The sequence below is a fragment of the Herbinix hemicellulosilytica genome, from assembly GCF_002904165.1.
Taxonomy (GTDB): domain Bacteria; phylum Bacillota; class Clostridia; order Lachnospirales; family Lachnospiraceae; genus Mobilitalea; species Mobilitalea hemicellulosilytica.
The window spans coordinates 388,245-414,844 of record NZ_CVTD020000008.1; the positions used below are offsets into that span (position 1 = coordinate 388,245).

General features: G+C 36.4%; 22 protein-coding genes. 20 read left to right on the plus strand and 2 right to left on the minus strand.

Going from position 1 to position 26,600, the window contains the following annotated elements:
- Positions 1 to 259: 259 nt before the first annotated feature.
- The 11 genes from recG to HHT355_RS02805 all read left to right on the plus strand — a co-directional run bounded on the left by recG (position 260) and on the right by HHT355_RS02805 (position 14,187).
- A complete protein-coding gene (gene recG / locus HHT355_RS02755; RefSeq protein WP_103201918.1) occupies positions 260 to 2,299 on the plus strand; it encodes an ATP-dependent DNA helicase RecG in 2,040 nt (679 codons plus the stop codon).
- A gap of 180 nt (positions 2,300 to 2,479) precedes the next feature.
- Positions 2,480 to 3,457 carry a glycosyltransferase family 2 protein gene (locus HHT355_RS02760; RefSeq protein ID WP_242967504.1) on the plus strand — a complete coding sequence of 326 codons (978 nt, stop codon included), beginning with the start codon at positions 2,480 to 2,482 and terminating at the stop codon, positions 3,455 to 3,457.
- A complete protein-coding gene (locus tag HHT355_RS02765; RefSeq protein WP_103201919.1) occupies positions 3,451 to 5,484 on the plus strand; it encodes a hypothetical protein in 2,034 nt (677 codons plus the stop codon). The genes HHT355_RS02760 and HHT355_RS02765 overlap by 7 nt, the downstream gene beginning before the upstream one ends.
- A gap of 283 nt (positions 5,485 to 5,767) precedes the next feature.
- The gene (gene glf / locus HHT355_RS02770) at positions 5,768 to 6,856 is read left to right on the plus strand and encodes a UDP-galactopyranose mutase (RefSeq protein WP_103201920.1); all 1,089 of its coding nucleotides are present in this window, start codon (positions 5,768 to 5,770) and stop codon (positions 6,854 to 6,856) included.
- Between the two features lie 72 nt (positions 6,857 to 6,928).
- Positions 6,929 to 7,648: a glycosyltransferase family 2 protein gene (locus HHT355_RS02775; RefSeq protein WP_103201921.1), complete on the plus strand. Its 720-nt coding sequence runs from the start codon at positions 6,929 to 6,931 to the stop codon at positions 7,646 to 7,648.
- A gap of 223 nt (positions 7,649 to 7,871) precedes the next feature.
- On the plus strand, positions 7,872 to 10,166 hold the full coding sequence (locus tag HHT355_RS02780; RefSeq protein ID WP_103201922.1) for a DUF2298 domain-containing protein: 2,295 nt from the start codon (positions 7,872 to 7,874) through the stop codon (positions 10,164 to 10,166).
- 233 nt (positions 10,167 to 10,399) lie between these two features.
- The gene (locus HHT355_RS02785; RefSeq protein ID WP_103201923.1) at positions 10,400 to 11,791 is read left to right on the plus strand and encodes a citrate/2-methylcitrate synthase; all 1,392 of its coding nucleotides are present in this window, start codon (positions 10,400 to 10,402) and stop codon (positions 11,789 to 11,791) included.
- A 280-nt stretch (positions 11,792 to 12,071) separates the two neighbouring features.
- Positions 12,072 to 12,275 carry an alpha/beta-type small acid-soluble spore protein gene (locus HHT355_RS02790; RefSeq protein WP_103201924.1) on the plus strand — a complete coding sequence of 68 codons (204 nt, stop codon included), beginning with the start codon at positions 12,072 to 12,074 and terminating at the stop codon, positions 12,273 to 12,275.
- Between the two features lie 186 nt (positions 12,276 to 12,461).
- Complete coding sequence (rsmD, locus tag HHT355_RS02795) at positions 12,462 to 13,019, plus strand: 16S rRNA (guanine(966)-N(2))-methyltransferase RsmD (protein WP_103201925.1); 558 nt, start codon at positions 12,462 to 12,464, stop codon at positions 13,017 to 13,019.
- A 20-nt stretch (positions 13,020 to 13,039) separates the two neighbouring features.
- On the plus strand, positions 13,040 to 13,540 hold the full coding sequence (gene coaD / locus HHT355_RS02800; protein WP_103201926.1) for a pantetheine-phosphate adenylyltransferase: 501 nt from the start codon (positions 13,040 to 13,042) through the stop codon (positions 13,538 to 13,540).
- Positions 13,541 to 13,542: 2 nt separating this feature from the next.
- Positions 13,543 to 14,187, plus strand: a complete 645-nt coding sequence (locus HHT355_RS02805; RefSeq protein ID WP_103201927.1) for an ATP synthase subunit B family protein — start codon at positions 13,543 to 13,545, stop codon at positions 14,185 to 14,187.
- Here HHT355_RS02805 and HHT355_RS02810 read toward each other — a convergent pair.
- Positions 14,184 to 15,167: a transporter gene (locus tag HHT355_RS02810; protein WP_103201928.1), complete on the minus strand. Its 984-nt coding sequence runs from the start codon at positions 15,165 to 15,167 to the stop codon at positions 14,184 to 14,186. The two genes, HHT355_RS02805 and HHT355_RS02810, sit on opposite strands and share 4 nt — an antisense overlap.
- Before the next feature lie 100 nt (positions 15,168 to 15,267).
- On the opposite strand from HHT355_RS02810, the gene pepF reads away from it, so the two are divergent.
- From pepF to HHT355_RS02825, 3 genes are all read left to right on the plus strand, one after another.
- Positions 15,268 to 17,076: an oligoendopeptidase F gene (gene pepF / locus HHT355_RS02815; RefSeq protein ID WP_103201929.1), complete on the plus strand. Its 1,809-nt coding sequence runs from the start codon at positions 15,268 to 15,270 to the stop codon at positions 17,074 to 17,076.
- A gap of 314 nt (positions 17,077 to 17,390) precedes the next feature.
- The gene (locus tag HHT355_RS02820; RefSeq protein WP_103201930.1) at positions 17,391 to 17,552 is read left to right on the plus strand and encodes an ATP-binding cassette domain-containing protein; all 162 of its coding nucleotides are present in this window, start codon (positions 17,391 to 17,393) and stop codon (positions 17,550 to 17,552) included.
- A 13-nt stretch (positions 17,553 to 17,565) separates the two neighbouring features.
- Complete coding sequence (locus HHT355_RS02825) at positions 17,566 to 18,114, plus strand: ABC transporter permease (protein WP_103201931.1); 549 nt, start codon at positions 17,566 to 17,568, stop codon at positions 18,112 to 18,114.
- A gap of 194 nt (positions 18,115 to 18,308) precedes the next feature.
- On the opposite strand, the gene HHT355_RS02830 is transcribed toward HHT355_RS02825, so the two are convergent.
- Positions 18,309 to 19,604 carry a nucleotidyltransferase gene (locus tag HHT355_RS02830; RefSeq protein WP_103201932.1) on the minus strand — a complete coding sequence of 432 codons (1,296 nt, stop codon included), beginning with the start codon at positions 19,602 to 19,604 and terminating at the stop codon, positions 18,309 to 18,311.
- 338 nt (positions 19,605 to 19,942) lie between these two features.
- Here HHT355_RS02830 and pta point away from each other — a divergent pair, with 338 nt between their 5' ends.
- The 6 genes from pta (at position 19,943) to HHT355_RS02860 (ending at position 26,564) form a co-directional block, all read left to right on the plus strand.
- Complete coding sequence (gene pta / locus HHT355_RS02835) at positions 19,943 to 20,941, plus strand: phosphate acetyltransferase (protein ID WP_103201933.1); 999 nt, start codon at positions 19,943 to 19,945, stop codon at positions 20,939 to 20,941.
- Positions 20,942 to 20,959: 18 nt separating this feature from the next.
- Positions 20,960 to 22,159 (plus strand): acetate/propionate family kinase, encoded by a 1,200-nt coding sequence (locus tag HHT355_RS02840; protein WP_103201934.1) that lies wholly within the window; start codon positions 20,960 to 20,962, stop codon positions 22,157 to 22,159.
- 94 nt (positions 22,160 to 22,253) lie between these two features.
- Positions 22,254 to 22,781, plus strand: a complete 528-nt coding sequence (locus HHT355_RS02845) for a YceD family protein (protein ID WP_103201935.1) — start codon at positions 22,254 to 22,256, stop codon at positions 22,779 to 22,781.
- A gap of 2 nt (positions 22,782 to 22,783) precedes the next feature.
- Positions 22,784 to 22,963 (plus strand): 50S ribosomal protein L32, encoded by a 180-nt coding sequence (gene rpmF / locus HHT355_RS02850; protein ID WP_103201936.1) that lies wholly within the window; start codon positions 22,784 to 22,786, stop codon positions 22,961 to 22,963.
- Between the two features lie 341 nt (positions 22,964 to 23,304).
- Positions 23,305 to 24,954 carry an ABC transporter ATP-binding protein gene (locus tag HHT355_RS02855; protein ID WP_103201937.1) on the plus strand — a complete coding sequence of 550 codons (1,650 nt, stop codon included), beginning with the start codon at positions 23,305 to 23,307 and terminating at the stop codon, positions 24,952 to 24,954.
- Complete coding sequence (locus HHT355_RS02860) at positions 24,948 to 26,564, plus strand: ABC transporter ATP-binding protein (protein WP_103201938.1); 1,617 nt, start codon at positions 24,948 to 24,950, stop codon at positions 26,562 to 26,564. Before HHT355_RS02855 ends, HHT355_RS02860 begins: the two co-directional genes overlap by 7 nt.
- The last annotated feature ends 36 nt before the right edge of the window (positions 26,565 to 26,600 follow it).

Sequence of the window (26,600 nt, forward strand, 5' to 3'; positions counted from 1 at the left end):
AATATCTTAATACAATAATACGCAATCATTATAAAATTGTCAATACTTATTTGATATAATTTTAATTTTTATTATAGGAGATATAGTCTTAACAAAGCATATTTGTGTTTGGAATGCCTACTTATGAGGATATTTTGCATAATTTAATAATTATCATAAATCAATAGAGTAGGATTATCAGCCGCTGTTGTAATCCCTTTTATAAATCGTCATAATGGATTATAATAAATAAAAGTAAATTAATTTTCGGAGTGAAAAAATGAGGTACAACGACAGTATAGATGTTTTAAAAGGAATAGGAGAAAAAACCAAAAAGGCTTTCCAAAGAATCGGTATCGAAACCATACAGGACCTACTTGAGCATTATCCCAGAGGGTATGAAGAATTTGGAATGCCTGTTTGTATATCTCAAATTACGGAAGGAGATACGGTTACGATAGAGGCATCATTGGTAAAAAGCCCAAGCAGTAAAAAGGTACGTAACCTGCAGATATTGAATGCCGAAGTTAGGGATCATACAGGGACCTTGTCTGTGACTTGGTTTAATATGCCTTATTTGATGAATAAACTTCGTATGGGAAGCCGTTATTTGTTTCGGGGGAAGGTAAAAGTAAAATACGGCAGACTGGTAATGGAACAGCCTAAGATATATTTTAATAAGGATGAGTATTATAGGCTTTTAAAAGTGCTTCAGCCAATTTACCCGTTAACCGAAGGCATCACAAACAATCTTATTATAAAGGCTGTCCGCCAGATACATAATGAGCTTCAGTTTGCCAAAGATTATATTCCGAAGAAAATAGCCAGAGAATATTCATTAATGGATAGGACAAAAGCTTTGAAAGAGATACATTTTCCAAAGGACAGGGCTAGCATGATAAAAGCCAGAGAACGCTTGGTTTTTGACGAATTTTTCTTATATTCGCTGGCTTTACGGAGATTAAAAAGCAGTAAAGATTTTTCCAAAACCGAATATCCTATGCGTATAAAGCCCGAATGTGATGATTTGATAAAGAATTTACCCTATAGTTTGACTTCGGCTCAGTTATCTGCGTGGGAGGATGTAAAAAAAGACTTGACTTCAGACCGTATTATGAACCGCCTTATACAGGGAGATGTGGGTTCAGGAAAGACCATACTTGCTGTTTTGGCCCTGCTTATGGCGGCTAAAAACGGCTATCAGGCCTGTTTAATGGTTCCTACGGAAGTGCTGGCAAAACAGCATTATAAATCTCTTTGTGGACTTCTGACAAACTATGGGGTTTCGATTTGCCTGCTTACCGGTTCTATGACCGCCAAAGAAAAACGGGATGCTTATGATCTTATAAAAAATCATATGGTTGATGTGGTTGTCGGTACCCATGCTCTTATTCAGGAGAAGGTGGTTTATGACAATCTGGCTCTGGTTATAACCGACGAACAGCACCGTTTTGGGGTAAGGCAAAGGGAAGAGTTAATGACTAAGGGAGGCAAACCCCATGTACTGGTTATGAGTGCGACTCCTATTCCCAGAACTTTGGCCCTAATTTTATACGGTGACCTGGATATTTCCGTCATAGATGAACTTCCGGCACAAAGGCTTCCGATAAAAAACTGTGTTGTCGGTACCGATTATAGGCCTGCGGCTTACCGCTTTATAGAAAAGCAGGTAGCCATGGGCAGACAGGCTTATGTAATATGCCCCATGGTAGAGGAAAATGAGCTTATAGAAGCGGAAAATGTAATTGACTATACCCAACAGCTTAAAGAAGCTCTTCCTGCCCATATAAAGGTTGAGTATCTCCATGGCAAGATGAAAGCAAAAGAAAAGAATGATATTATGGAAAGATTTGCGCAAGGAGATATACAGGTTTTAGTATCTACTACGGTAGTAGAAGTTGGGGTAAATGTACCCAATGCCACTGTTATGATGGTGGAAAATGCCGAACGGTTTGGTCTTGCCCAGCTTCATCAGCTGCGGGGAAGAGTAGGCCGCGGCGAACATCAGTCTTATTGCATATTCGTGTGCGGTACCCAAAGCCGGGAAGCGAAAGAACGGTTGGAAATACTTAATAAATCCAATGACGGTTTTTATATAGCCGAAGAAGATTTAAAACTTAGAGGGCCCGGGGACCTGTTCGGTATACGCCAAAGCGGAGATCTGGAATTTAAGCTGGGAAATATATATACGGATGCCGCTATTTTAAAGATTGCGGCTGAGGCAGCAAGAAAAATAACTGATGAGGAAGCACAGGAAATATTCGAGGAAAATCCCTTTTTAGAAGACAAGATACTGTATCAGAGAAGTTCGACATTGTAATCAAAGTTGCTACCTTTATATTCCATAAATTTTATGGTATACTTATTATTATAAATATTATTCGGTTCATGTCACATCATATGCCTGCTACAATAAAAATCTAATGCAGTGTGGCATTTTTAAAATTTTGGTTTGAAATATATCTGTTGTTTTAGTGTTGAAAATGAAAAGAGGTATCCGATGGTTACAGTAGATAAACCGGCCGTCCTGACAAGAAGCAAAAAGGCATTGCTGTCGGTTGTTATTCCCGTTTATCAGGAAGGAAACCATATAAAAAGCTCTGTCAAAGTTATTGAACAAGTCCTGCTTGAACATGGGATATTTTATGAGTTTATTTTGGTTGATGACGGCTCAAAGGACAATACCTGGTCTGAACTGAAAAGTCTGGCAGGCAGTAGTGACTGTATGACCGCCATACGTCTTAGCAGAAATTTCGGTAAGGAATCGGCCATTTGTGCCGGCTTGGAATATGCCGGTGGTGATATGGTTTTGGTCATGGATGCTGATTTACAGCATCCGCCGGAACTTATACCAAAGATGGTCGATGCCTGGGCGGAAGGTTACGATGTGGTTGAAGGAATTAAACATTCCAGGGGAAAAGAAAACTTTGTTTATAAATTATGTGCCAGGTTTTTTTACTATATCATTTATAAATCGTCGGATATACATTTGGGACAGGCGTCCGACTTTAAACTTTTAGACAGAAAAGTAGTTGAAGCGTGGAAGAAACTGCCTGAGCGGGCTATTTTCTTTCGGGGTATGTCCGCCTGGCTTGGATTTGAAAGAAAAGAAATAGAATTTGATGTGGCTGAGAGAGTAAACGGTACCACAAAGTGGTCTTTACTTAGGCTTTTAAGACTGGCTCTTAATGCCATAACTTCATATACTTCGGTACCCCTTCATTGTATAACTTTGCTTGGAATTATTATGTTTATTGGTTCCGTTATCCTGGGGATTCAAACATTAATAGTGAAATTTACAGGAAAGGCAAGCGAAGGCTTTACCACCGTTATACTGCTTCAACTTATAATAGGCAGTGCCATTATGACCAGCCTGGGGATAATAGGCATATATATATCCAAAATATACAAGGAGGTTAAAGCAAGGCCCAGATATCTTATATCGGAGTTTTATAAGGGCGGTGACGATAAATGTTAGGCTTGTTATATCTTATTCTTTGCTTAGGCGTAGGCTGGGGCATCTGTTCATATGCCTTTCCCGATTTGGCTTCTTATGCCGAAAGTACGTATGACAATAAAAACTTAAGCTTAAGCCCTTATATACTTCTTCTTCCGGCCTGGTTTATAACAGGAGTGTTGGCAACAACCTGGTCCGTTTATATTGTTGCCTCATTTGCCTCCAAAGCAGAATCACCCATTACTGTGGCTAATGCCATAATTTTGCCGGCAGCTTTATGTTTTTTTTCGTTAGCTTATTACGATAAGAAAATAAGAAAGCAAGAAGAGAAAAAAGGCAGTTTTTTGTGCAAAAATTTTAAAATACAAATTGGTGAATTTGTTCTTTTTGGTTTTGTTTTTATTTTGGCCTTTATTTTAATGTGGTCCACTTTTTATGCAAAAGGCGGAAAGCTTAATATAGGGGTGACAGTGTTCAGTGATTTTTCACCCCATATAGGGATGATAAGATCCTTCTCCTATGGAAATAATTTTCCAACCTCTTATTCTCATTATGCCGGAGAAGATATAAAGTACCATTTTATGTTTCAGTTTTTGGCGGGCAATCTGGAGTTTTTGGGAATGAGGATAGATTATGCCTTTAACATTCCCAGTATGATAAGTTTTATATGTGCTTTTATGCTTTTATATGTGCTTGCCCTTAAGATTACTGGAAGAATATCGGCGGGTGTTCTTGCTTGTTTGTTTTTTGCTTTCAGAAGCTCCAAAGCCTTGTTTATTTTTCTTTCAAAAATCCCTGAGGATAAGAGTATTTTAAAAGCCTTGTGGGAAAATACGGAGTTTATAGGAGATACAACCCATGAGGACTGGGGTTTGTGGAATCTGAATGTATACTGTAATCAGCGGCATTTAGCATTTGGCCTTAGTGCCATGTTTTTTGTACTGATATTGTTTCTTCCCCGTCTGTATGATATGTATAATGACGGTAACAGGCTAACGATTAAAAGAATTTTTCTATCAAAAGAGGCATGGGAGATTAAAGACGCAAGATATCCTGCTGCTTTGGGAATTTTGCTCGGCAGCCTGTCTTTTTTCCATGGCTCTGTGGTTATAGGATGCCTATTGGTCCTGTTTGTGACTGCAATATTCTCAAAAAGACGACTGGAATTTTTAATAACGGCTGTGATTACCGTATTGCTTTCGGTACTGCAGACAAAATATTTTATTTCCGGCCCGGCTGTGGCTCCAAAACTGTTATTTGGCTTTATTTCTGAAAAAAGGACCTTGTTTGGAGTCTTATCCTATATTGACAGGCTTTTGGGCGTTCTGCCTTTTGTAATATTTGCCGCATTTTTATTTGCCAAATGGGTGGAAAGGTATATAATACTTGCTTTTTTAGCACCCTTTGTCTTTGCTTTTACCGTATCACTTACGGTTGACGTAACAGTTAACCATAAATATATAATGATGAGCTGCATTTTGGTTGGCATTTTTGCCGCTCATATTATTGTAAAAATGTTTGACAAAAAGGAAAATACATGGCGCATAGCTGCAGGATTGCTGATTTTTTTACTGACAATAACGGGCATCTATGATTTTATTACGGTTATACGAAAAAATTCGAATATGGATAAAATCATTCTGAATATGGATGATCCCCTAACAGAGTTTGTAAGGAGAAGCAGCAATTCCAAGGATATTTTTCTTACGGACCCCTATACCATAAACCAGCTGGTATTCGGGGGAGCAATGCTTTTTCAAGGGCATCAGTACTATGCCTGGTCTGCCGGATATGACACGGATTACCGTGATATCATGGTTAAGAGGATGTATGAAGCAAAGACTCCGGCAGAGCTTGATATGCTAGTTGAAGAAAATAATATTCGTTTTATAGTTGTGGAATATGCCAACAGGATTAGTGAAAAATACGATTTAAACGAAGATAATATCAGGAGAACTTACGAATGTGTATATGAAGCCGGTGACGGTGAATGGAAGTATTCTGTTTTTGACACAGAAAAAAAGATATTTGATAAAGCCGTTAATTGATATAAAACAAGTTTGCTTTTATAATATAAATTTGTGAATAAAAAAAGCAAACATGATCAAAAAATATAAAACCGGGTATATTTTAAGAAACCAAAACCGGAATCAAAACTTATCAAGGATAATAAAATCCTAAAACTCTTATAAATATCCGAAAGGATAATAGTTAAAAAGGTTTGCACAGATAATATTAAACAAAGAAAATAAGTTTTAAGGTCCAATAAATTTAAAGGATAAAAAACAGCGATTAGGCTAATAAAAAATATAAAGAAAAGAGGATGAATAGATGAAATTTAAGTATGTTATCGTAGGAGCGGGCCTGGCAGGGCTTACACTGGCTGAAAGAATTGCAAATGTACTTGGGGAAAAAGTACTTGTAATTGAAAAAAGAAACCATATTGGCGGGAATGTATATGACTCATACAACAAAGACGGAATCCTGATTCATAATTACGGGCCTCATATTTTCCATACCAATGACAGGGAAGTTTATATGTATTTGTCCCAGTTTACCGAATGGAATGATTTCTGGCACCGTGTACTTACCTATGTGGACGGAAACCTGATCCCCATGCCTATTTCGGTTGAAACCATCAATAAGCTGTATAACCTGAATTTAAATTGCTTCCAGGTGGAAGAGTTTTTAAAAGAACAAGCGGAAGATATAAAGGAAGTTAAAACCAGCAGGGATGTGGCTTTAAGTAAGGTAGGCCGGGACATTTATGAAAAGATATTTGAAAATTATACAAAGAAACAATGGGGTGTCGATCCGGCAGAACTGGATACGTCGGTAATTTCAAGAATACCGATTCGTCTGAACCGTGATACCAGATATTTTGCGGACAAGTATCAGGGAATGCCCAAACACGGTTATACCAAAATGTGTGAGAATATGGCGGCAAGCAAAAATATAAAAATTCTTTTGAATACCGATTACAAAGAGATTATAGACCAGATTGAGTACGAAACCCTTATTTATACCGGGGCTACGGATGAATTTTATAATTACAAATACGGTAAATTGGCTTACCGCAGTATCCGCTTCCAGTTTGAAACCTATGATATGGAGGAATTCCAGGAAGCTCCGGTCGTAAATTACCCCAACGATTATGATTATACCAGAATAACCGAATTTAAGAAGCTCACCTGGCAGAAGCACCATAAGACCACCATATGCAAGGAATTCCCCTGCTCGGAAGGAGAACCTTATTATCCTTTCCCTACAAAGGAAAACAAGGAGCAGTTTGCTCTTTATCAGGAAGAAATGAAGAAAGAAACCAATGTAATATTCCTCGGAAGGCTTGCTGAATATCGTTATTACAATATGGACGGAGTGGTAAGAAGGGCTTTGGACGTATTTAATCAGTTAAAATAATAAGGGGTTATTTTTAATTGGTTTGTCCGGTTATCCCTTTAAGGGATAACCTGTTACATAAGGAGGAGAAGGATGGGGAAGTTATATATAGTTATACCTGCCTACAATGAAGAAGAGAATATAGAGGCGGTAATAAAAGACTGGTATCCTATAGTCGAAAAAATAGGAAACGGCAGCAGGCTGGTTATTGTGGATGACGGAAGCAAGGATGCTACATATACACTAATTAAGCAGGCTGCGGAAAAACTGGAGGCCTTGGTACCGCTTACTAAACCGAACGGGGGACATGGATCAACGATATTATATGGATATAAATATGCATTGGAACAAGGGGCAGATTTTATATTTCAGACCGATTCCGACGGTCAGACATTATCTTCGGAATTCTGGCCTTTTTGGGATAAAAGAGAAATGGCCGATATGGTAATCGGTCACAGAAAAAACAGGCAGGACGGTATCTCAAGGATTTTTGTAACCAAAGTCCTTAAATTTATCTTGTTTGTATGTTTTGGTGTATGGATAAAGGATGCCAATACCCCTTTCAGGTTAATGAAAGCCCAGGCATTAAGCAGGTATATAAATCTTATACCAGACGGATATAACCTTACCAATGTCATAATTTCCGTAATATTTGCAAGAAAAAAACTGAAAGTTGAGTATATGCCCATAACCTTCAGGCCCAGACAGGGAGGAACCAACTCAATCAATATGAAAAAGATATTCCGGATAGGAAGACAGGCTATCCGTGATTTCAGGGAAATAAACCGGTTGCTTAAGGATGAAAATATCTGAAATAAAAGCCTGTATAAAAAAATAGTTATGAAACAATATGACAAATATTAGGGCGGATAAAAACACTATAAATTAATTGCATAATAAAATTGATTATGATAACTAATCGGAATAATAATTAACAGTAGATAATAAACGGATGATTTTTGACAGTTTTTTATAGTCCGGAAACAAAGATAGTTATGGATATGACGCAATAATTCTGAAAACCGGAGGTGTCAGTATGGGCAATTTATCTGAAATATTTCCGCTGGGAGAGGATATGTTGCCATTTTTGCAATGGTGGTTTACCGTGTTTTGCCTCGGTATAATTTATATACCCCTTTCCGGTTTGCTGTTTTCCCGCCTTAACGACAAAGGATATCTGTTTTCCAAGACAATCGGAATAGCATTTTCGGGTTATCTTATGTGGATGTTGTCGGCATTAAAAATAATGAAGTTTACGACGGCTTCCTGCATTGTAACTGCGGGTATAGGCCTGATTATAAACATTATTATATTTGTGTATGCCAGGGTAAAATCAAAGCAGGAAGAGAAATTCTTAAATGATTATCTTAAGAAAGAAAAGCTGGTAACCTTTCTTTTGGAGGAACTGCTGTTTTTATCGGTTTTTATGTTTTTTACCTACATACGGGGTTTTAAACCGGAGGCATACGGGACTGAAAAATTTATGGATTACGGTTTTATGACCACAATGATGCGAAGTGAGTATATGCCTCCTCAGGATTTTTGGTTTAGCGGTACTACTTTAAATTATTATTATGTCGGTCAGTTTATGGCAACCTATCTGACAAGGCTGTCGTTTGTTGAAGTATCGCACGGATACAATCTTATGTTAATGATGACCGGAGCTTTTTGCTTTGTCTTACCTTTCTCTCTGGCGTACAATCTTATGATAAAATACGGTTATTTGATAAATAAGAAATCTCAGATATCAGCGGTTATTTCCGGTTTACTGGCGGCTCTTGCGGTATGTGTTGCGGGCAATATGCATTATCCCATATACCGTTTCATAATACCGGCGATTAAGAAGATTTCAGGACAAAGTAATGTAAGTAACTTTTACTGGTTTCCTGATGCAACAAGATATATCGGATATAATCCCGAAACAAACGACAAGACAATACATGAATTTCCTTCTTATTCATTTGTGCTTGGAGATCTTCATGCCCATGTTATAAATATTATATTTGTGCTGACGGTACTTGCCTTGTTGTTATCCTGGCTTTTCGGTCAGACCAGACGAAGCAATGATAATAAAATAGCTGCAAAGGAAATTTTTAATCCGACTATTATAGCATTGGGCTTTTTTATAGGCTTATTTCATACCACAAACTTTTGGGATTACCCCATATATTACGTTGTTTCGGGTGCCATAATCCTGTTTTCCAACATGGTTATATGCAATTTTAAGAAAAAAGCCTATTTTCTTACAGGCTTTCAGGGGATAGCCGTAATAGTACTTGCCAAAATTTTTTCATTACCTTTCTCGCTGCAGTTTGATAAAATTTCCGCCTCAGTCCTGCCTTCGGAAAATCATACCCCGTTTTATCAGTTTATGGTTTTATGGGGGCTTCCGATTATAACCGTATCGGTTTTCTTTATAATAACCATACTGGATTATACTGAGGATAAGAAATTTTATAAAAAGGGAAAAAAGAAAGAAAAAACAAAGTTTGAAAGTATAGGAAATTTGCTTTCGACCTATATGGATTATCTTACAGCTACGGATCTGTATATCATAACCATAGGTCTATGTGCCATAGGACTTACTATTCTTCCCGAAGTTGTATATGTCAAAGATATATACTCCGGTGATTATAAAAGAGCCAATACCATGTTTAAGCTGACTTATCAGGCGTTTATTATGTTTGGTATTTGCTTCGGCTATATTTTTGTAAGGCTTATAAGGTACGGAAAGAAAACTGGCCAAAGAATTATAGCCACCGTATCCTTAATCGTATTTAGCCTTACCCTGCCGTATTGCGTAAATGCTGTAAAAGCCTGGTACGGAAATATATTTGACAGAAGCGGATATAAAGGAATTGACGCAACTATATTTATGAAAGACGCTTTTAAGGATGATTATCTTGCCACAAAGTGGCTGAATGAAAATGTAACCGGAACACCGGTTGTCCTTGAAGCTAACGGATACAGTTATACGGATTATCAAAGAGTTTCTGTGATAACAGGCCTTCCTACGGTTTTCGGCTGGTATACTCATGAGCAGCTTTGGAAATCCAGCCCCGACCGTACGAATGATTTTGTTGTAGAGCAGCTAAACAGCCGGGCGGCAGATATTGAAACGATTTATACTTCACAGGACGAAAGACTTGTAAAAGAGCTTATTCAAAAATACAATATCTCTTATATTTACGTTGGTCCGCTGGAAGAAGAAAAATATGGCTATATTAATCATGATTTAATAAAGAGCATGGGAGATATTGTTTTTGAAAATCCCGATTCGTATGAATATAATTACAAAACATATATTGTCAAGATAAATCTCAACCGTTAATTCATTATTATTTATTGACAATAGATTTATAAAAGTTTATTATATTAATGTAATAGAGTGATAGTAAATTACATAGGTAAAACAGTAAAATAAACGGGCAGCTGCCTAAACGACACCTGCCTGTTTTATTTTACATAAGCAGATAATTTACAACAAGGATAAGATTATGTGATAATTCTGTATACCTTTTATCTGCATTGCCCTATTATAATTTTTAGAAAGGAGAATAACGTATGAGCAGATACACTGAAATAACACCGGAACTTTATGAACTGGCAGAAAAGGTTAAGCGAAATTGCGTTATTGATCCGGAATTGTACCAGAAATATGATGTAAAAAGAGGATTGCGTGACATCAGCGGTAAAGGCGTTTTGGCCGGACTTACGGATATATGTGAGGTACATTCCTATACCATCGTGGACAGTGAATATGTACCCTGTGAAGGAAAGCTATATTACCGGGGTATTGACGTTGAAGAAATAATAGCCGGATTTACCGAAGATGATCGATACGGATTTGAAGAAGTTACATATCTGTTATTGTTTGGTGAGCTGCCAACCGAAAAGCAGCTGCAAGAATTTATACAACAATTGGAGCATTACCGCAGCCTTCCGCCGAGCTTTGTCAGAGACGTTATAATGAAGGCTCCGAGTAAAGATATGATGAATACTCTCGCAAGAAGTGTCCTTACCCTGTATTCCTATGATGAAAAAGCCGATGACATATCTATTGAAAATGTACTAAGACAAGGTCTTCAGCTTATAGCTCTGTTTCCCCTTTTAGCTGTTTACGGTTACAAGGCATATCGCCACTTCCATTTCGGCAAAAGTCTGGTTATACATCCTCCGAAAGCAGGACTTTCTACCGCGGAAAATCTTTTGTATATGCTTCGCTCTAACAAGCAATATTCCAAGCTGGAAGCTAAGATCCTTGATATTGCTTTAGTGCTCCATGCGGAACATGGCGGCGGTAACAACTCCACATTCACTACTCATGTGGTTACATCTTCAGGTACGGATACTTATTCAACCATAGCAGCTTCATTGGGTTCGTTAAAAGGTCCCAGACATGGCGGTGCAAATATTAAGGTTATGCAGATGTTTGACGATTTGAAAGAAAATATAAAAGATTGGACTGATGAGGAAGAGGTTGCTAGATACCTTTCGGACGTATTAAACAAGAAGGCATTTGACAAATCTGGATTAATATACGGTATGGGACACGCCGTATATTCCATATCGGACCCGAGAGCAAATGTTTTAAAGCAATATGTTAAGAGTTTGTCCGAAGAAAAGAATATGCAGGAAGAATTTGCCCTTTATGAAATGGTTGAGAGGCTTGCTCCAGAAATTATTGCAAGAGAAAGAAAGATCTACAAGGGTGTCAGTGCCAATGTGGATTTCTACAGCGGTTTTGTATACAGAATGCTTGGTCTTCCTGTTGAATTATATACGCCTATATTTGCCGTTGCCAGAATATCCGGCTGGATAGCTCACAGGCTGGAGGAACTTAACAACGGTGGCAAGATTATCCGTCCTGCATATAAGAGTATCTCAAAGCATAAACCTTATATAAAACTTAAAGACAGAGAGCAAAATGTGGAATTAAAGATTGCAGAAAGATAATTTATATAATATAAGCTCCTCCAAATTCTATATTGAACAGTTTAAATAAATATCAAAAAAATCAATAAAATAAATAATAATTTAATTTATAAACAAAAAATCCATTTTTCGTCATTTATCCAAAAAGTTCTAGTGTATTATTGCTTATTATGCATATACTAAGAACGTAACATCGTATGAAATAATTCGGCGAAATATAAAATTTCAAAGATTATTTCAGATGTTACAGGTTCATGTAAACAACACATTATCCTATCAGGATAAGATTGGAGGAGTTTATATGGCAAGAAGAAACAGAGTTGAGATTCCTGAGGCACGTGAAGCACTGGAACGCTTTAAGTTTGAGGTCGCCAATGAAATAGGTGTTCCTTTGAAGAAGGGTTACAACGGCGACTTAACCTCTTATCAGAACGGTTCTGTAGGAGGTTACATGGTTAAGAAAATGATCCAAGACGCTGAAAAGAGGATGGCAGGACAACAGTAACATCTTGCCGGTTAGCAGATAATATTTAGATAAAGCGGCTGTAAATCAGCCGCTTTATCTTTTTCTGAAGAATTTTGAAAACCATTATAGTATAAGCTAAACTAAGCTTAAAAGAAGTTGACAAAAATATATAATATTATAAAATATTTATTATAACCGTTGTTTTTCAACTAATGGGGTAAGTTTATGAGAGTTATAGCAGGTAAAGCAAAAAAAGCAATACTAAAAGCACCGGAAGGCTATGAAACAAGGCCTACTACGGACAAAATAAAAGAGACTCTTTTTAATATTTTAAACCCATATTTGGCAGATGTAGATTTTCTTGATCTTTTTTCCGGAAGCGGTGCTATCGGCATTGAAGCTTTATCGAGAGGAGCCAAATATGCCGCATTTGTTGAAAACAACAGGGCAGCATTGGAATGTATAAAATTAAATCTTAAAAATACAAAATTGGAAACTCAAGCCGAAATATTCCCTATGGATGCTCTGGAAGCAATCAGGGCTTTGGAAATTAAGGGTAAGGTATTTGATATAGTATTTATGGATCCGCCTTATAACAATAACTTTGAGCGGGATATAATATTTGCCCTGCAAAATTCAAATATTATTTATTGTGATACCATTATTGTTGTAGAAGCTTCCAGGCAAACCGATTTTGAATTTTTAAAAGATACAAAATTTCAAATATTTAAGAAAAAAGAGTATAAAACCAATATGCATGTATTTTTGGAACAGATAAAATAATTTTACGAATGGAGCAGACTATGAAAATCGGAATATATCCAGGCAGCTTTGACCCGATAACTTTAGGGCATCTGGATATTATTATGAGGGCTTCAAAGCTGGTCGATGAATTAGTGATTGGGGTGCTTAGAAACATATCCAAAAAAACGGTATTTACCGTTGAAGAACGGGTCGAGTTTGTTGAAAAAGTAATTAAAGAATATAAGTTGGAATCTAACGTAAAAGTTAAAGCATTTAACGGCTTATTGGTAGATTTCGCAAAAGAGTGCAATGCATCATTTATTGTCAGAGGCCTTCGGGCTGTAACCGACTTTGATTACGAACTGCAGCTGGCACAGACAAATCATAAATTATATGAAGATATAGATACTGTTTTCTTTACAACCAGACTGGAGTATTCATACTTAAGTTCCAGTACTGTCAGAGAGATAGCAAGTTTTGGCGGAGATATTAAACAGTTTGTACCGGAATGTATCGTACAGCCTGTATATGATAAATATAAAGCGATAAGGAGTGTTTGAATATGGGAGCAAGCAAGATTGAACAATTAATTGAGGATATATATGAGTTTGTTGAAAGTTGTAGGATGCAGCCGCTTTCAAGCACTAAGGTTATCGTACCTAAAGATGAATTGTATGACCTTTTGGACGAGCTGAGACTCAGAACTCCGGATGAAATAAAGCGTTATCAAAAAATCATTGCAAACAGAGATGCGATTATAGCCGATGCCGAAAAGAAAGCGGAAAAAATTCTTGCAGATACCAGGGAAAAAGCAAAAGAGCTTCTTAATGAGCATGAAATAATGCAGCAGGCTTATTATGAGGCCAATGAGATGATTATGCAAGCTTCCCAGGAAGCCGAAAGACTTCGCAGGGAAGCCAAAGAAGAAGCGGAACAGATTAGGACAGGAGTACTTATGTATTCCAACGAGGTATTAAGTAAGGTTGAAAGAGTATTGGCCGAAGCATATGAGGCAGCTGTATCCAGATATGAAGGTTTTATAAATGCCTTAGAAAACAACCTCAATATTATAAAGCAAAACAGGCAGGAATTAATGGAACAATTGTATCCTGAAAACAACACTCCTCAAGATGTAGAAGTTTCAAACGATCAGAATGATGACTATAACTTTGATGAGAACACTTTTCTAAATGATATAGAGCCTTAAAAATTCTTTATAAAAAATACATATAGCACCGACAAGACCATAGCAACAAGGGCACTTAAAAGTTTTACGCAAATATATGTTTTTATAGATAGTCTTGATTTGCCAAGTACGCTTTTGGTTTGTGCCAGGCCGGATAATCCGCCAAAAGAGGTGAGTACTGAAACCAAGACTATTTTTATATTAATGTCTATTGGAAGTTTGCATATTTGATCGATTCCGGTTGTTATTTCTAAAATTCCCATAACAATAGCTTTATATAAACCAAAACCGGAACCGATTTCATTTATAATTTGGGCGAGTATGGAAAAAAGTATAATGTAGCCTCCTATTTTGGTTATTACTTCAAAACCGTTCATTATTGATTTATCCAAAATATCGAAGGAAAATCGTACTGATACATATTCGCTGTTTATACCTTCATTTTTTTTGCTTAGCTCACTTATTCTTACTATTTTTTTATGTAAATTTCTATAAGTCCGATAAAGTAGAGCGCTGATAACCGACGAACCATAGATAATGAAAAAAAGTCTGGCACGCAGGTCGGGCATTTTCAGCTGATTTGCAGCAATATAATTCATGATAAATACAGGACTGGCATTGTTGCACATACTAAGCAGGAAGGTGCCTTCATCAGTATCGATTCTTTCGGCTTCTAATAAATCGGCAGTTGATTTTGCTCCCATCGGAAGACCGGATAAAAAACCTATCAGGATAGGGTAGCAACCGTTTGGACTTACCCGAAACAGCCTGCCAAGAAGCGGATATAGTATGCGGCTGATTTTGCCGGCAATATTTAACATAATCATCATGTTCGATACAATGATGAAAGGTAGCAATGTAGGAAGGACATTCAGAAACCATAACATAAGGCCTGAACTGGCTCCTTTATAGGATGCATGAGGATATGAAAACATAAGTATAAATAAAAGCAAGATAAATCCTTTAGACAGGATGTTTTTACATTTTATAAAAGAATTCATTTTGAATCTCCGATAAACTAAGGATGTTTAGTATAATCTATTGATGTGATATTTAGATTATTCAATGATTTAAAATTTATTTATTGGAAGGAGATCTTATATGGCACAAAGCAATACTTTACCCAAAAGAAGTGAGGTAGAAAAGCAGTATACCTGGGCAATTGAAGATTTATTTGCTACAGATGAATTGTGGGAAGAAGAATACAATCAGATTAAAGAGTTGTTGCCCAAAGCCGAAAGTTACAAGGGAAAACTTGCAGAATCGGCAAAAAATTTGCTGGAGTTTTTAAAGCTGTCCGAAGAACTTGGGATTTTAATGGATAGAGTATATGTATATGCAAATCAGAAATATCATGAAGATACAGCAAACTCCGTATACCAGGATTTGGCCGATAAGGCAGGATTACTTCTGGTTCAGTATGAATCGGCTTTATCCTTTGCAACACCGGAAATCTTAACGATATCCGAGGAAACACTGCAAAAGTATATGCAGGAAGAAGAAGGTTTAAGATTATATGACTTTTATCTGAAAAATATCCTTCGTCGTAAACCCCATATACTTAGTGCAGAAATGGAAGCTCTTCTTGCAGATGCAGGGGATATGGCATCCGGTCCTGATAATATTTATTCAAAATTTAATAATGCAGACTTAAAATTCCCTGAAATAAAGGATGAAGACGGAAACTTAGTCAGGATTACCCACGGCAGGTATATAAGATTAATGGAAAGTAACGACAGAAGGGTAAGACAGGATGCCTTTAAAGCAGTATATGAAACCTATGGTAATTTTAAAAACACTTTGGCCGCAACCTTTAGCTCAAATATAAAACAGGAGTTGTTCTTTACTAAGGCAAGAAAATACGGCTCCAATTTGGAGAAAGCTTTGGATGAAACCAATGTTCCCGTAAGTGTTTATACCAATCTGATAGAAGCAGTTCATGACAATTTAGACCTTATGCACAGGTATATTTCATTGCGAAAGAAGATCTTAGGCCTTGATGAACTCCATATGTACGATATTTATGCTCCGCTTATTAAGGAAATTCATATGGATATACCCTTTGAAGAGGCCAAAAAGATAGTTGCTGAAGGGCTTAAGCCGCTCGGTGAGGATTATCAGAAAGTGCTTCAGGAAGGATTTAACAACCGTTGGATTGACGTTTATGAAAATGAGAATAAGAGAAGCGGGGCTTATTCATGGGGAGCATACGGAACTCATCCTTATGTACTTTTAAATTACAATGGCAGTCTTGACAACGTATTTACTTTGGCTCATGAGATGGGTCATGCCATACACAGCTATTATTCAGATAAGACCCAGCCTTTTATTTATGCCGGATATAAGATTTTCGTAGCGGAGGTTGCTTCCACATGTAACGAAGCTCTATTGATTAATCATATGCTTAAGACGACAGACGATAAAATGATGAAGGCATATTTGATTAATCACTTCCTGGATACGTTCAGGGGTACTCTTTACAGACAAACCATGTTTGCCGAATTTGAGATGATTACCCATAAGATGGTTCAGGAAGGTCAGAGCTTAACAGCGGAGACCTTGTGTAAGATTTATCATGAACTTAACGAAAAATATTACGGTAAAGATATTGTGATAGATCCGGAAATTGACATGGAGTGGGCAAGAATTCCTCATTTCTATGAAGCCTTTTATGTATATCAGTATGCAACCGGTTTTTCTGCGGCTATTGCCATATCAAGACGGATTCTTCAGGAAGGCAAACCTGCCGTAGATGATTATATCCGTTTCTTAAGCAGCGGCGGGTCCAATTATCCTATAGAATTGCTAAAGATTGCCGGTGTTGATATGAGTACAAAAGACCCGGTTAATCAGGCATTAAAACTGTTTGGAGAACTTCTGGACCAGCTGGAAGAACTGATGCTAAATTAAGTATAAAATATCATATTATTCGGAATTTCATGTAAAATATGAACTTTTTGGTATCATTCTATTAAGTAAACAGTTATAATTAATATAATGATTTCAATAAAACCGCACCTAAAATGTTACTAAGATAACATTTTAAGGTGCGGTTTTTTAGAATCGAAATAAGGATTTTACAAAGTTAAAAGAATATGCAATTGATTTTGACGAATGTATTGATTTACCAGGCAAAATATGGTACATTTAGGCAAAAATATCTTAATTAAGTAAATGAGTACCTTAAAGAAAAATTGTAAATCTTGATATGGAGGATAATCAGCATGGCTTTTATCAGGATTGAAAATGTAAAAAAGAGTTTCCGAATGGGGAAAGTAAACGTTGATGCGCTAAAAGGAATTAATTTAGAAATTAATCGGGGAGAGTTTTTAGCGATTGCAGGAGCATCAGGAAGCGGCAAATCGACACTGCTAAATCTGTGCTGATGACAGTGTATTATTGGCAGAAGATTTTGAAGAAGCGTCAGTTTTTTATACTAGCATTTCCCGGAATCTTAAGTTTTTCTTTCAATTATTTACTGTTTTTCTGCTCATTATGATTGGAATCGGTATGCAGTCGACTTTGAGACTTAATCTTTTTCAGAGGATGAAAGAATTTGGGACCTTAAGGGCAATCGGATATAGCAGATTTAAGTGTTTTCAGATTGTTTTTTTGGAAGTTGCAATACTGTCTTTCGTTTTTTGGCTTATTGCTTTTGGTGTGGCTTCGGTCATTGTCGCATGTATTAATATTAACGGTATTTATGTGGGCTCCGGTGCAATTAGCTATACACTTGGCGGTGAATATGTTTTTGCTGAAATACATCTCTTAGATGTTATAAAATCATTTGCTGTTATTATTGGTTTTTCACTATTATCAACATTGGCACCGGCAATAAGGATCAGCTGCCAGAGAATAACCGATACCCTATTGAACAGAAAATCAAAAAAATTATTAAGATACATTATATCCAAAAGCTTTTTAGCAAGAATTACAAGAAAAATATAAAAATGGGGTTTTAACATAATTCTATCGGGGATACAGATATAACTTCACGCACCGGTAAAAGAACGCCTATTTATTTTTGTGCGTCATTGTCGGACTTAAAAGTCAGCCTATAAGAACAAAACACGTTAGCTGTTCTTTTAACCGTGCATTGCAGTTTTATCAATATCCTCATAATTTTAATATGCGCCATCCCTTTATAGTATACAGATACCATGCTTATATTCATTGAGGATGACTGTTTTAAATTTGTCATAAACAGCCTGATTATATAGGTGGGAAGCAAATATATCCCTGTTAAGCATGCTCATTCCTTCAGAATCAAGTTGTCTGTATGCGTTTGCAACTTTTGTAATAACCGGTATATCTCCATGTTTTTTTATCATTCGGACAAGGTGGGAGGCCTCTTTTCTTAATCCTAATATTCTTGCATAATATATAATATCATTGGCAATGTACTCCTTAATAGTTTCTGTTTTTATATTTAATAGAACATGTATTAGAGCCCTGTAAATTCTGGTCAGGGTTACATTTTTTGATTTAATATCCATAGATAATTTTGAGATATTACTTTGTGTCAAATCGGTATTTTTTATACGGTCCGCCAGGTCCGAAGATAAATCAAGATATGTTTCCAATTCCTCTTTGCTTTCTGATAAAAGTTTATATTTTATTACGCTTGAAAAGTCTTCGATTGTAACAGGATATGTGATGTTATAATTTTTTGTAAGATAATCATATACCCATTCGGGTACACTGCTTTTTATAATCGGCAGTTCTTTTATCATTTCGGGATTTTCCAGTACATTTCTTATTGCGGTGGCAGAACTTATGCTTGGTTTACTTTCGCCATCAGATGTTTCTGCGGTATCGGTGTAAATAGTTGTATCATGGTAGCCGGCCTTATATCTTTTAATAGTTAAAGGTTTTATGTCTGACTTTATCAGTCGCAGAGCCCTGATATATTCTATACCTAAAATGTTGTTAGGTTCAGAAATTATTTTAAGAAGGTCTGCATTTTTTTCTTTTTCATCCGGAGAAAGAATATATTCGGCTGCTTTAGCTCTGGCAACAGGATAAGAATAGCCTTCTTTTATAAATGTGTATATTAAGTTCTGTAAGTTATCAGGGGAATTAATAAAAAAGTCGGCCGCTTTCATAAGAATATCAATATCACCGCATTCACTTCCGAAGCATATATAATCAACTATTCCCAAATGATTTAACAGTGAAACGGCCCCTAAGGCAAAATATTGGGCGCTGCTTGTTGAATAGCAGACAGGAAGTTCAAATACCAAATCCACTCCGTTATTCAAAGCCATCATGGTTCGGGCATATTTATCGGTAATAGCCGGAGTTCCTCTTTGCACAAAATTTCCGCTCATTACGGCTATCACATAATCAGCACCGGTTAATTCTTTTGCTTTTTCTATATGATATTTGTGGCCGTTATGAAACGGATTGTATTCTGTAATAAGACCGACAATCTTCATGGTTTTCTACCTTCCAAAATTATAATTTATAATAAATAGTTATATTACTGTTAGATAAACTATATTATACTTGGCCCGAACATTTTTGTATAGTGCCTATGGCAGATGCAAAAACTATATACCGAACTTTTCATTTATATTTTTATTTGTTAAATTTTATACAATATATGGTTGTGTTTGAGGAAAAAATGTATAAAAAGAGAGAAAAAGTATAAAAACAAAGGATTTTGGAGTTAAAAAGACTTGTATCAATTTTATATTTGTTCTATAATCAAATTTGTGGGTTTTTATAATGGGCATTTATATATAAATAAGAAGATTTAGGAAGGAGAACCAGCATGGGCTTTATTGATGACATCAAATTAAGAGCAAAACAAAATAAAAAGTCTATTGTTTTGCCTGAAACATGGGACAGAAGAACCCTTGAAGCAGCCAATACTGTTTTGGCGGAAGGGATTGCGGATATTGTTTTGATAGGTAATGAAGAAGAAATAAAAAAAAGAGCCGAAGGCCTTGATTTATCAAAGGCATTATTTGTAGATCCTTTAGATACCGAGAAACTTGATTCATATGTGGAGTTATTGGTTGAGCTTAGGAAGAATAAGGGTATGACTCCTGAAACTGCAAGAGAGTTGCTTACACAAAAGCCTTTATACTTTGGTGTAACCATGGTAAAAGCAGGAGATGCCGACGGTATGGTAGCCGGAGCGGTTCATTCCACAGCCGATGTACTTCGTGCGGCTCTTCAGGTAATTAAGACAGCTCCCGGTACCAAGATGGTTTCTTCGTTTTTTGTAATGGTTGTACCTAATTGTGAATACGGTGCTGACGGCACATTTATCTTCTCCGACTGTGGATTGGTTCAGAATCCTTCGGCAGAAGAGCTTGCTGAGATTGCGGCAAGCAGTGCCAAGAGTTTTGAACTTCTCGTAAATAAAGAGCCGATGGTTGCAATGCTGTCTCACTCATCAAAGGGCAGTGCATCCCATCCGGATGTAGATAAAGTAGTAGAAGCTACCAGAATTGCAAAAGAATTATATCCGAATATTAATCTTGACGGGGAGCTTCAGCTTGATGCTGCCATCGTTCCTTCCGTAGGAGCATCCAAAGCACCCGGAAGTAATGTGGCGGGTAAGGCAAATGTTCTGATATTCCCTGATCTGGATGCCGGAAATATCGGTTATAAACTGGTAGAAAGATTGGCAAAGGCAGAAGCATACGGACCTATTACTCAGGGCCTTGCCAGACCTGTAAATGATTTATCCAGAGGATGTTCTGCTGATGATATTGTGGGTGTGGTAGCAATTACCGCCGTACAGGCTCAAGCAAACAGATAAAATGTGGAGGATAGAGAAATGAAAGTATTGGTAATTAACTGCGGCAGCTCATCATTAAAATATCAGCTCATTGATTCTGATACAAAGCAGGCTATAGCTGTCGGTATCTGTGAAAGAATAGGTATGGAGATGGGCTGCTTAAAGCATACACCGGCAGGCCGCGACAAAATTGTTATTGACGCAAAGATGGAAAACCATGATGTAGCCGTATCTATGGTTCTTAATGCATTGACAGACAAGGAATACGGTGTTATAAACGACTTATCCGAGATACAGGCAGTCGGACACAGAGTCGTTCATGGGGGAGAAAAATTTGCCCAATCAACATTGATAACTGACGAAGTTATAAAAGCAATAGAAGAATGCAATGATCTGGCACCTCTTCATAATCCCGCCAACCTGATCGGAATTAAGGCATGTAAGAACTTGATGAAAGATATCCCTATGGTAGCTGTATTCGATACGGCATTTCATCAGACTATGCCTGAAAAGGCTTATTTGTATGCCCTTCCATTAGATTATTATAATAAATATAAAATAAGAAAATACGGTTTCCACGGGACAAGCCACAGTTATGTATCAGCCAGACTGGCAGAATTCTGCGGCCTTGACATAAATAATTCCAAGTTAATAGTATGTCATTTAGGTAACGGTGCAAGCATTTCTGCGGTAGTAAACGGTAAATCTGTGGATACCAGTATGGGATTTACACCTCTTGCAGGACTTGTAATGGGCACCAGAAGCGGGGACATCGATCCTTCAATCGTGGAATTTATTGCAAAGAAAGAGAATATGAGCATTGACGAAATCATGCATTTACTTAATAAGGAATCCGGTGTACAGGGCATGTCCAAGGTTTCCAGTGATTTCAGAGATATAAATGCAGCCATGAATGCAGGTAATGAAAATGCCAGAATAGCATTTGATGTATTTGTATACAGAGTGGTACATTATATAGGTGCATATGTGGCATGTATGAACGGTGTTGATGCAATAGCATTTACGGCAGGCGTAGGAGAAAATGATCCTAAGGTACGCTATGATGTATGCCAATATCTGGGGTACTTAGGAATTAATATAGATGAGGAAGCAAATAAGCTCAGGGGAGAAGAGGTTATGATATCAACTCCCGATTCTAAGGTAAAAGTTGCAGTAATTCCTACCAATGAAGAGCTTGCTATAGCAAAAGAAACGGTGGCACTTATTAGCAAAAAATAAATATTCGTTGACAAATAAAAACACAGTAGTTATAATACAGTATAGTGTGTAAATCCTAAGATATGACATAAAAATATTTAATCGGAGAGAGAAAATGCTTATATCTTTAACAGAAATAATTTATTCTGGGGGTAAATCGGAGCAATATACGGTACCGATAGAGATGGAGAAATTCATCTATGACGGTAATTCATATGATTTTGCCCGAAAAGATCCTGTAAACCTTACTGTTTCTAATTTGGGAGACAAGAGGGTTTTAATTGAAGGATCAACAAAGATAGCCCTGAAAGTAAACTGCAGCAGGTGTGTAAAAGAGCTGCAATATCCGATGGATATTTCTTTTACTAAAGATATAGACTTTAATCTTTCTGATGATGATCGTACAAAAAATTTGGATGAAACAAACTATATTATAGGAAATAATCTGGATGTAGACATATTAATAAGGAATGAAATCATAATCGGTTTTCCGATGAAGCTGTTATGCAGTGAGGATTGCAAAGGCATATGCATGCATTGCGGTGCCAATTTAAATGAAAAATCCTGCGACTGTGATAACACGGTTTTGGATCCTCGTATGTCTAAAATCCTAGATATCTTTAACAATTTTAAGGAGGTGTGACTATGTCTATATGTCCTAAGCAAAAGTCCTCAAAAGCAAGAAGAGATAAACGCAGGGCAAATTGGAAGATGAGTGTTCCCAATCTTGTTAAATGCAGCAAATGTGGTGAACTGATGATCCCTCACAGAGTATGTAAGGCTTGTGGCTCTTATAATAAGAAAGAAATTATTGTTACAGAATAATATATTGTTGATAGAATTTAAGGGTTTGGTGTTTGCCAAACCCTTAATTTATATGATTATTGATTTTTAATTACGCCAAAATCATTTAAGGATAAAAGAAAAAGTTTATTTTGAATATTTTTAATTTTTTGCTTAAAAGAAGATGTGTTTAAGATTTAGCTTGTTCTGTTTGTAGTAAAAGTGCAGCTCAACTATAGGTTGATTTTCTTAAAAACTGTCAGTTGATAAAATCAATTTTATTTTAACATAAAGTTGATTGCAGCTTTTTATAAATTCATATAGAATAGAGTTAATTTAAATATACCAAGCAAAAGAAAAAACGGTGCATAGAGAGGGAATTTATGAAGGAGTTACTGCTTTCACGAAAATCAAAATTTATTCTATACCTAATTGCGACTTTTATGTTTATTATTGACCATTTCGCCCAAATGGGAGTTAATGCTTTAATTATGGGTGCCATAGAAAAGAGAGATTTGGCATATTATAAGATGGTAGTGCTTATAACAGCAGTTTATATTATATACGCACCCTTAAATTTCCTTATTTCAAGACTGCTTAGAATTAGGTATATGAGGGATACCATACTGGATGTACGCAAGCAGGCATTTAAAAAGATTATAAATATGCCTTTCAAGCAGTATTCTCAAAAATCCAAGGATGTTTATATATCCAATTTGATAAATGATGTTAACAATTTTGAGAATAAATTTTTTATAAGCTTTTTAAACTTTCTGATAAACGTAGGCATGTTCATTATTTCTCTTGTGATTCTCATAGTTCTTGATTTGAAACTTTCAATTGCTATGTTAATGTTTTCGGTTTTACTGTATTTCCTAGCAAGCCTTTTTACCAAAAAGACTACTTCACTGGAGCAGGAAATATCGACTTCAGGAGAAGCATTTACAACGGAAATGTCAAATACGTTTAACGGTCTTGAAATTTTGAAACTGAATAATATTGAAGATAAATTTTTACATAAAAGCGTTGCTGCAATAAACCGTCTGGAAAAGAGAAAATATATGGCCAATGTTTTTAATCATCTGCAGCGGGACGTTATTTATGTTCTGTCATTTGCGGTTTCGGTTGCTGTGGTGATTTATTTGGGTTTTCAGTTACAGAACGGTATGGCCTTGTCAGAGGCAACATTATTATTTCTTCTTTCAACTTCCGTAAGCAACTACCTGATTAATGCGTTTCCCATGTGGAATCAAGTCAAGGCTTCAACCGCAATTTATAAAAAGATAGCAAAACCTGAGGAAAGCACTGTAAAAGCCGGAAGGGGAACCAAAGATTTTAAATTTGAAGATAAAATAGAAGTTTCCCATGTGAATTTTTCCTTTGGCAACAAGCAAATTTTAAAGGATGCCTCATTTACGATAGAAAAAGGCAAAAAGTATCTTATTAAAGGAGTCAGCGGTGCGGGAAAAAGTACCTTAATAAATCTGCTTGCCATGGTGTATGACGACTACGAAGGAAATATCAAAGTGGACCAGGTGGATTACAGGGATATATCCGAAAAATCTTTTCATGAGAAGGTGGCATTTATATATCAGGATGTTTTCCTCTTTGAGGATACGATAAAAAATAATATTGCCTTATATCAGGATATTCCGGAGGAACGGATAAATTATGCTATAAAAGTAGCGGGACTTGAAGAGTTTATAAAGGAAAGAAAAGAAGGGATAAATGAAAGGCTGGCCGAAAACGGCAAGAACTTATCGGGTGGCCAAAGGCAAAGAATTTCTATAGCAAGAGCTATTGCAAAAAATGCGGAAATCCTGTTTATAGACGAAGGAACATCAAGCTTAAACGAAGAATTGGGAAGGGAAATAGAAAAGACTTTTTTACAGTTAAACAGCACAGTTATTGCTATAAGCCACAGGTACTATGAAGGGGTTACCGAAAATTACGATTATGTAATTGAAATTAAAAACGGCAAAGTACATTGCTTCCCGGCCAAAGATTATTTTGAGGAGGTGATCACATGGTAAAAAAACTGCTTAAATTAGTGCCATATTTGATTTTGGCTTTGGTAATTACAGGGTTTAATTCTTTTTTGGACGGGCTTACCAATATACGAATGACCAGGCTTCTTGATTTAGCCATTAACGGCCAAACCAGGGAATTAAAAAGCCAAATACCCGGTATGCTTGTGATCGCCTTTGCCCTTGTCCCGATGGGAATTCTGGTCGGCATTGTAAGTAATTTTTATAAAAGAAAGGCAAACAGTACTTTAAAGCAATATTATTTAACAAAGGTTTTTAACAAAAACATAGCCGAGTTTCAAAAAGAAAACAACGCAAAATATCTGTCTGCCATGACCAACGATTTTAATACTTTGGAAACTAACCTTATTACAGGTATCTATTCGGTATTTGAATCGGTAATGACCTTTATCGTGGGCATATGGATGTTGTCAACCGTGGATACCAGAATGATTATACTGGCTGTTATTCTTATATTAATAAACCTGGTTATATCTATGATAGCATCAAAACCGTCAAAAAAAGCTCATAAAGAACGAAGCGATATGTTTGATGCTTATACTTCTTATATCAAGGAAATCCTTTCGGCATTTCATATTGTAAAAAACTATAATCTTCAGCAGAAAGTAAATGAAGACTACAACAAAAAAAGCGAAGAAATCCAGCAAAAAGGATTTATTATTGAGAGAATGCTGTCATTTGTCATGAGCCTTGAAAACTTCCTTATGAACGGTGCAATATTCGGAATGTATATATTGATAGGATATTTTTCGGTTAAAGGAAGTGTTTCAGTTGGCGAAGTACTGCTGGTTATAAACGGAGTTCAGAAGATGGCCTGGCCCTTATTCAATATCAGCGAAAACCTTCCGAAGATCTTTACGTCAGGGGATTTAATAAAAAAGATAGAAAAGACTCTTAAAAACACCGATACTTATGTGGAATCCGTATCTTTGCCGGATTTTAATGAAGAAATAGAATTTAAAAATGTGGAATTCGGTTACGATGATTCCGAAGAGCCCGTTCTTACCGATATAAATTTTAAGATAAAAAAGAACGGAAAATACCTGGTGGTTGGGCCTAGCGGCGGGGGAAAATCAACTTTGCTTAAATTATTCAGAAAATATTTTAACCCGACAAAAGGCATGATTCTGATTGACGGCAATAACCTGAAGGATGTAATAAGGGAAGATTATTATAAATTAATAGGAAATATAGAACAGCAGGTATTTATTTTTGAAGATACGGTTAGAAATAACCTGACTCTTTATAAGGATTACTCTGAGGAAGAAATTGAAGCAGCCATAGAAGCGGCAGGGCTTACGGAATTCGTAAAACAGCTTCCCAATGGGCTTGATACTGTAATTTATGACAACGGGCGAAATATTTCAGGGGGAGAAAGAAGCAGGATTGTAATAGCGAGGGCACTTTTGAACAAGGCAAAAATCCTTTTGATGGATGAGGCTTTTGCTTCTCTTGACATGGAAAGAGCAAGAGAAATTGAGAAAACTATTTTGAATTTGAAAGATATTACAGTAATTAATGTCAGCCATGTGATTTTTAAAGACACAAAAAAGCTGTATGACAAAGTATTTACTGTCAAAAAAACTGTATATTAAAATAGGAGCCCTAACCAAACCGTGTCTATATCAAAA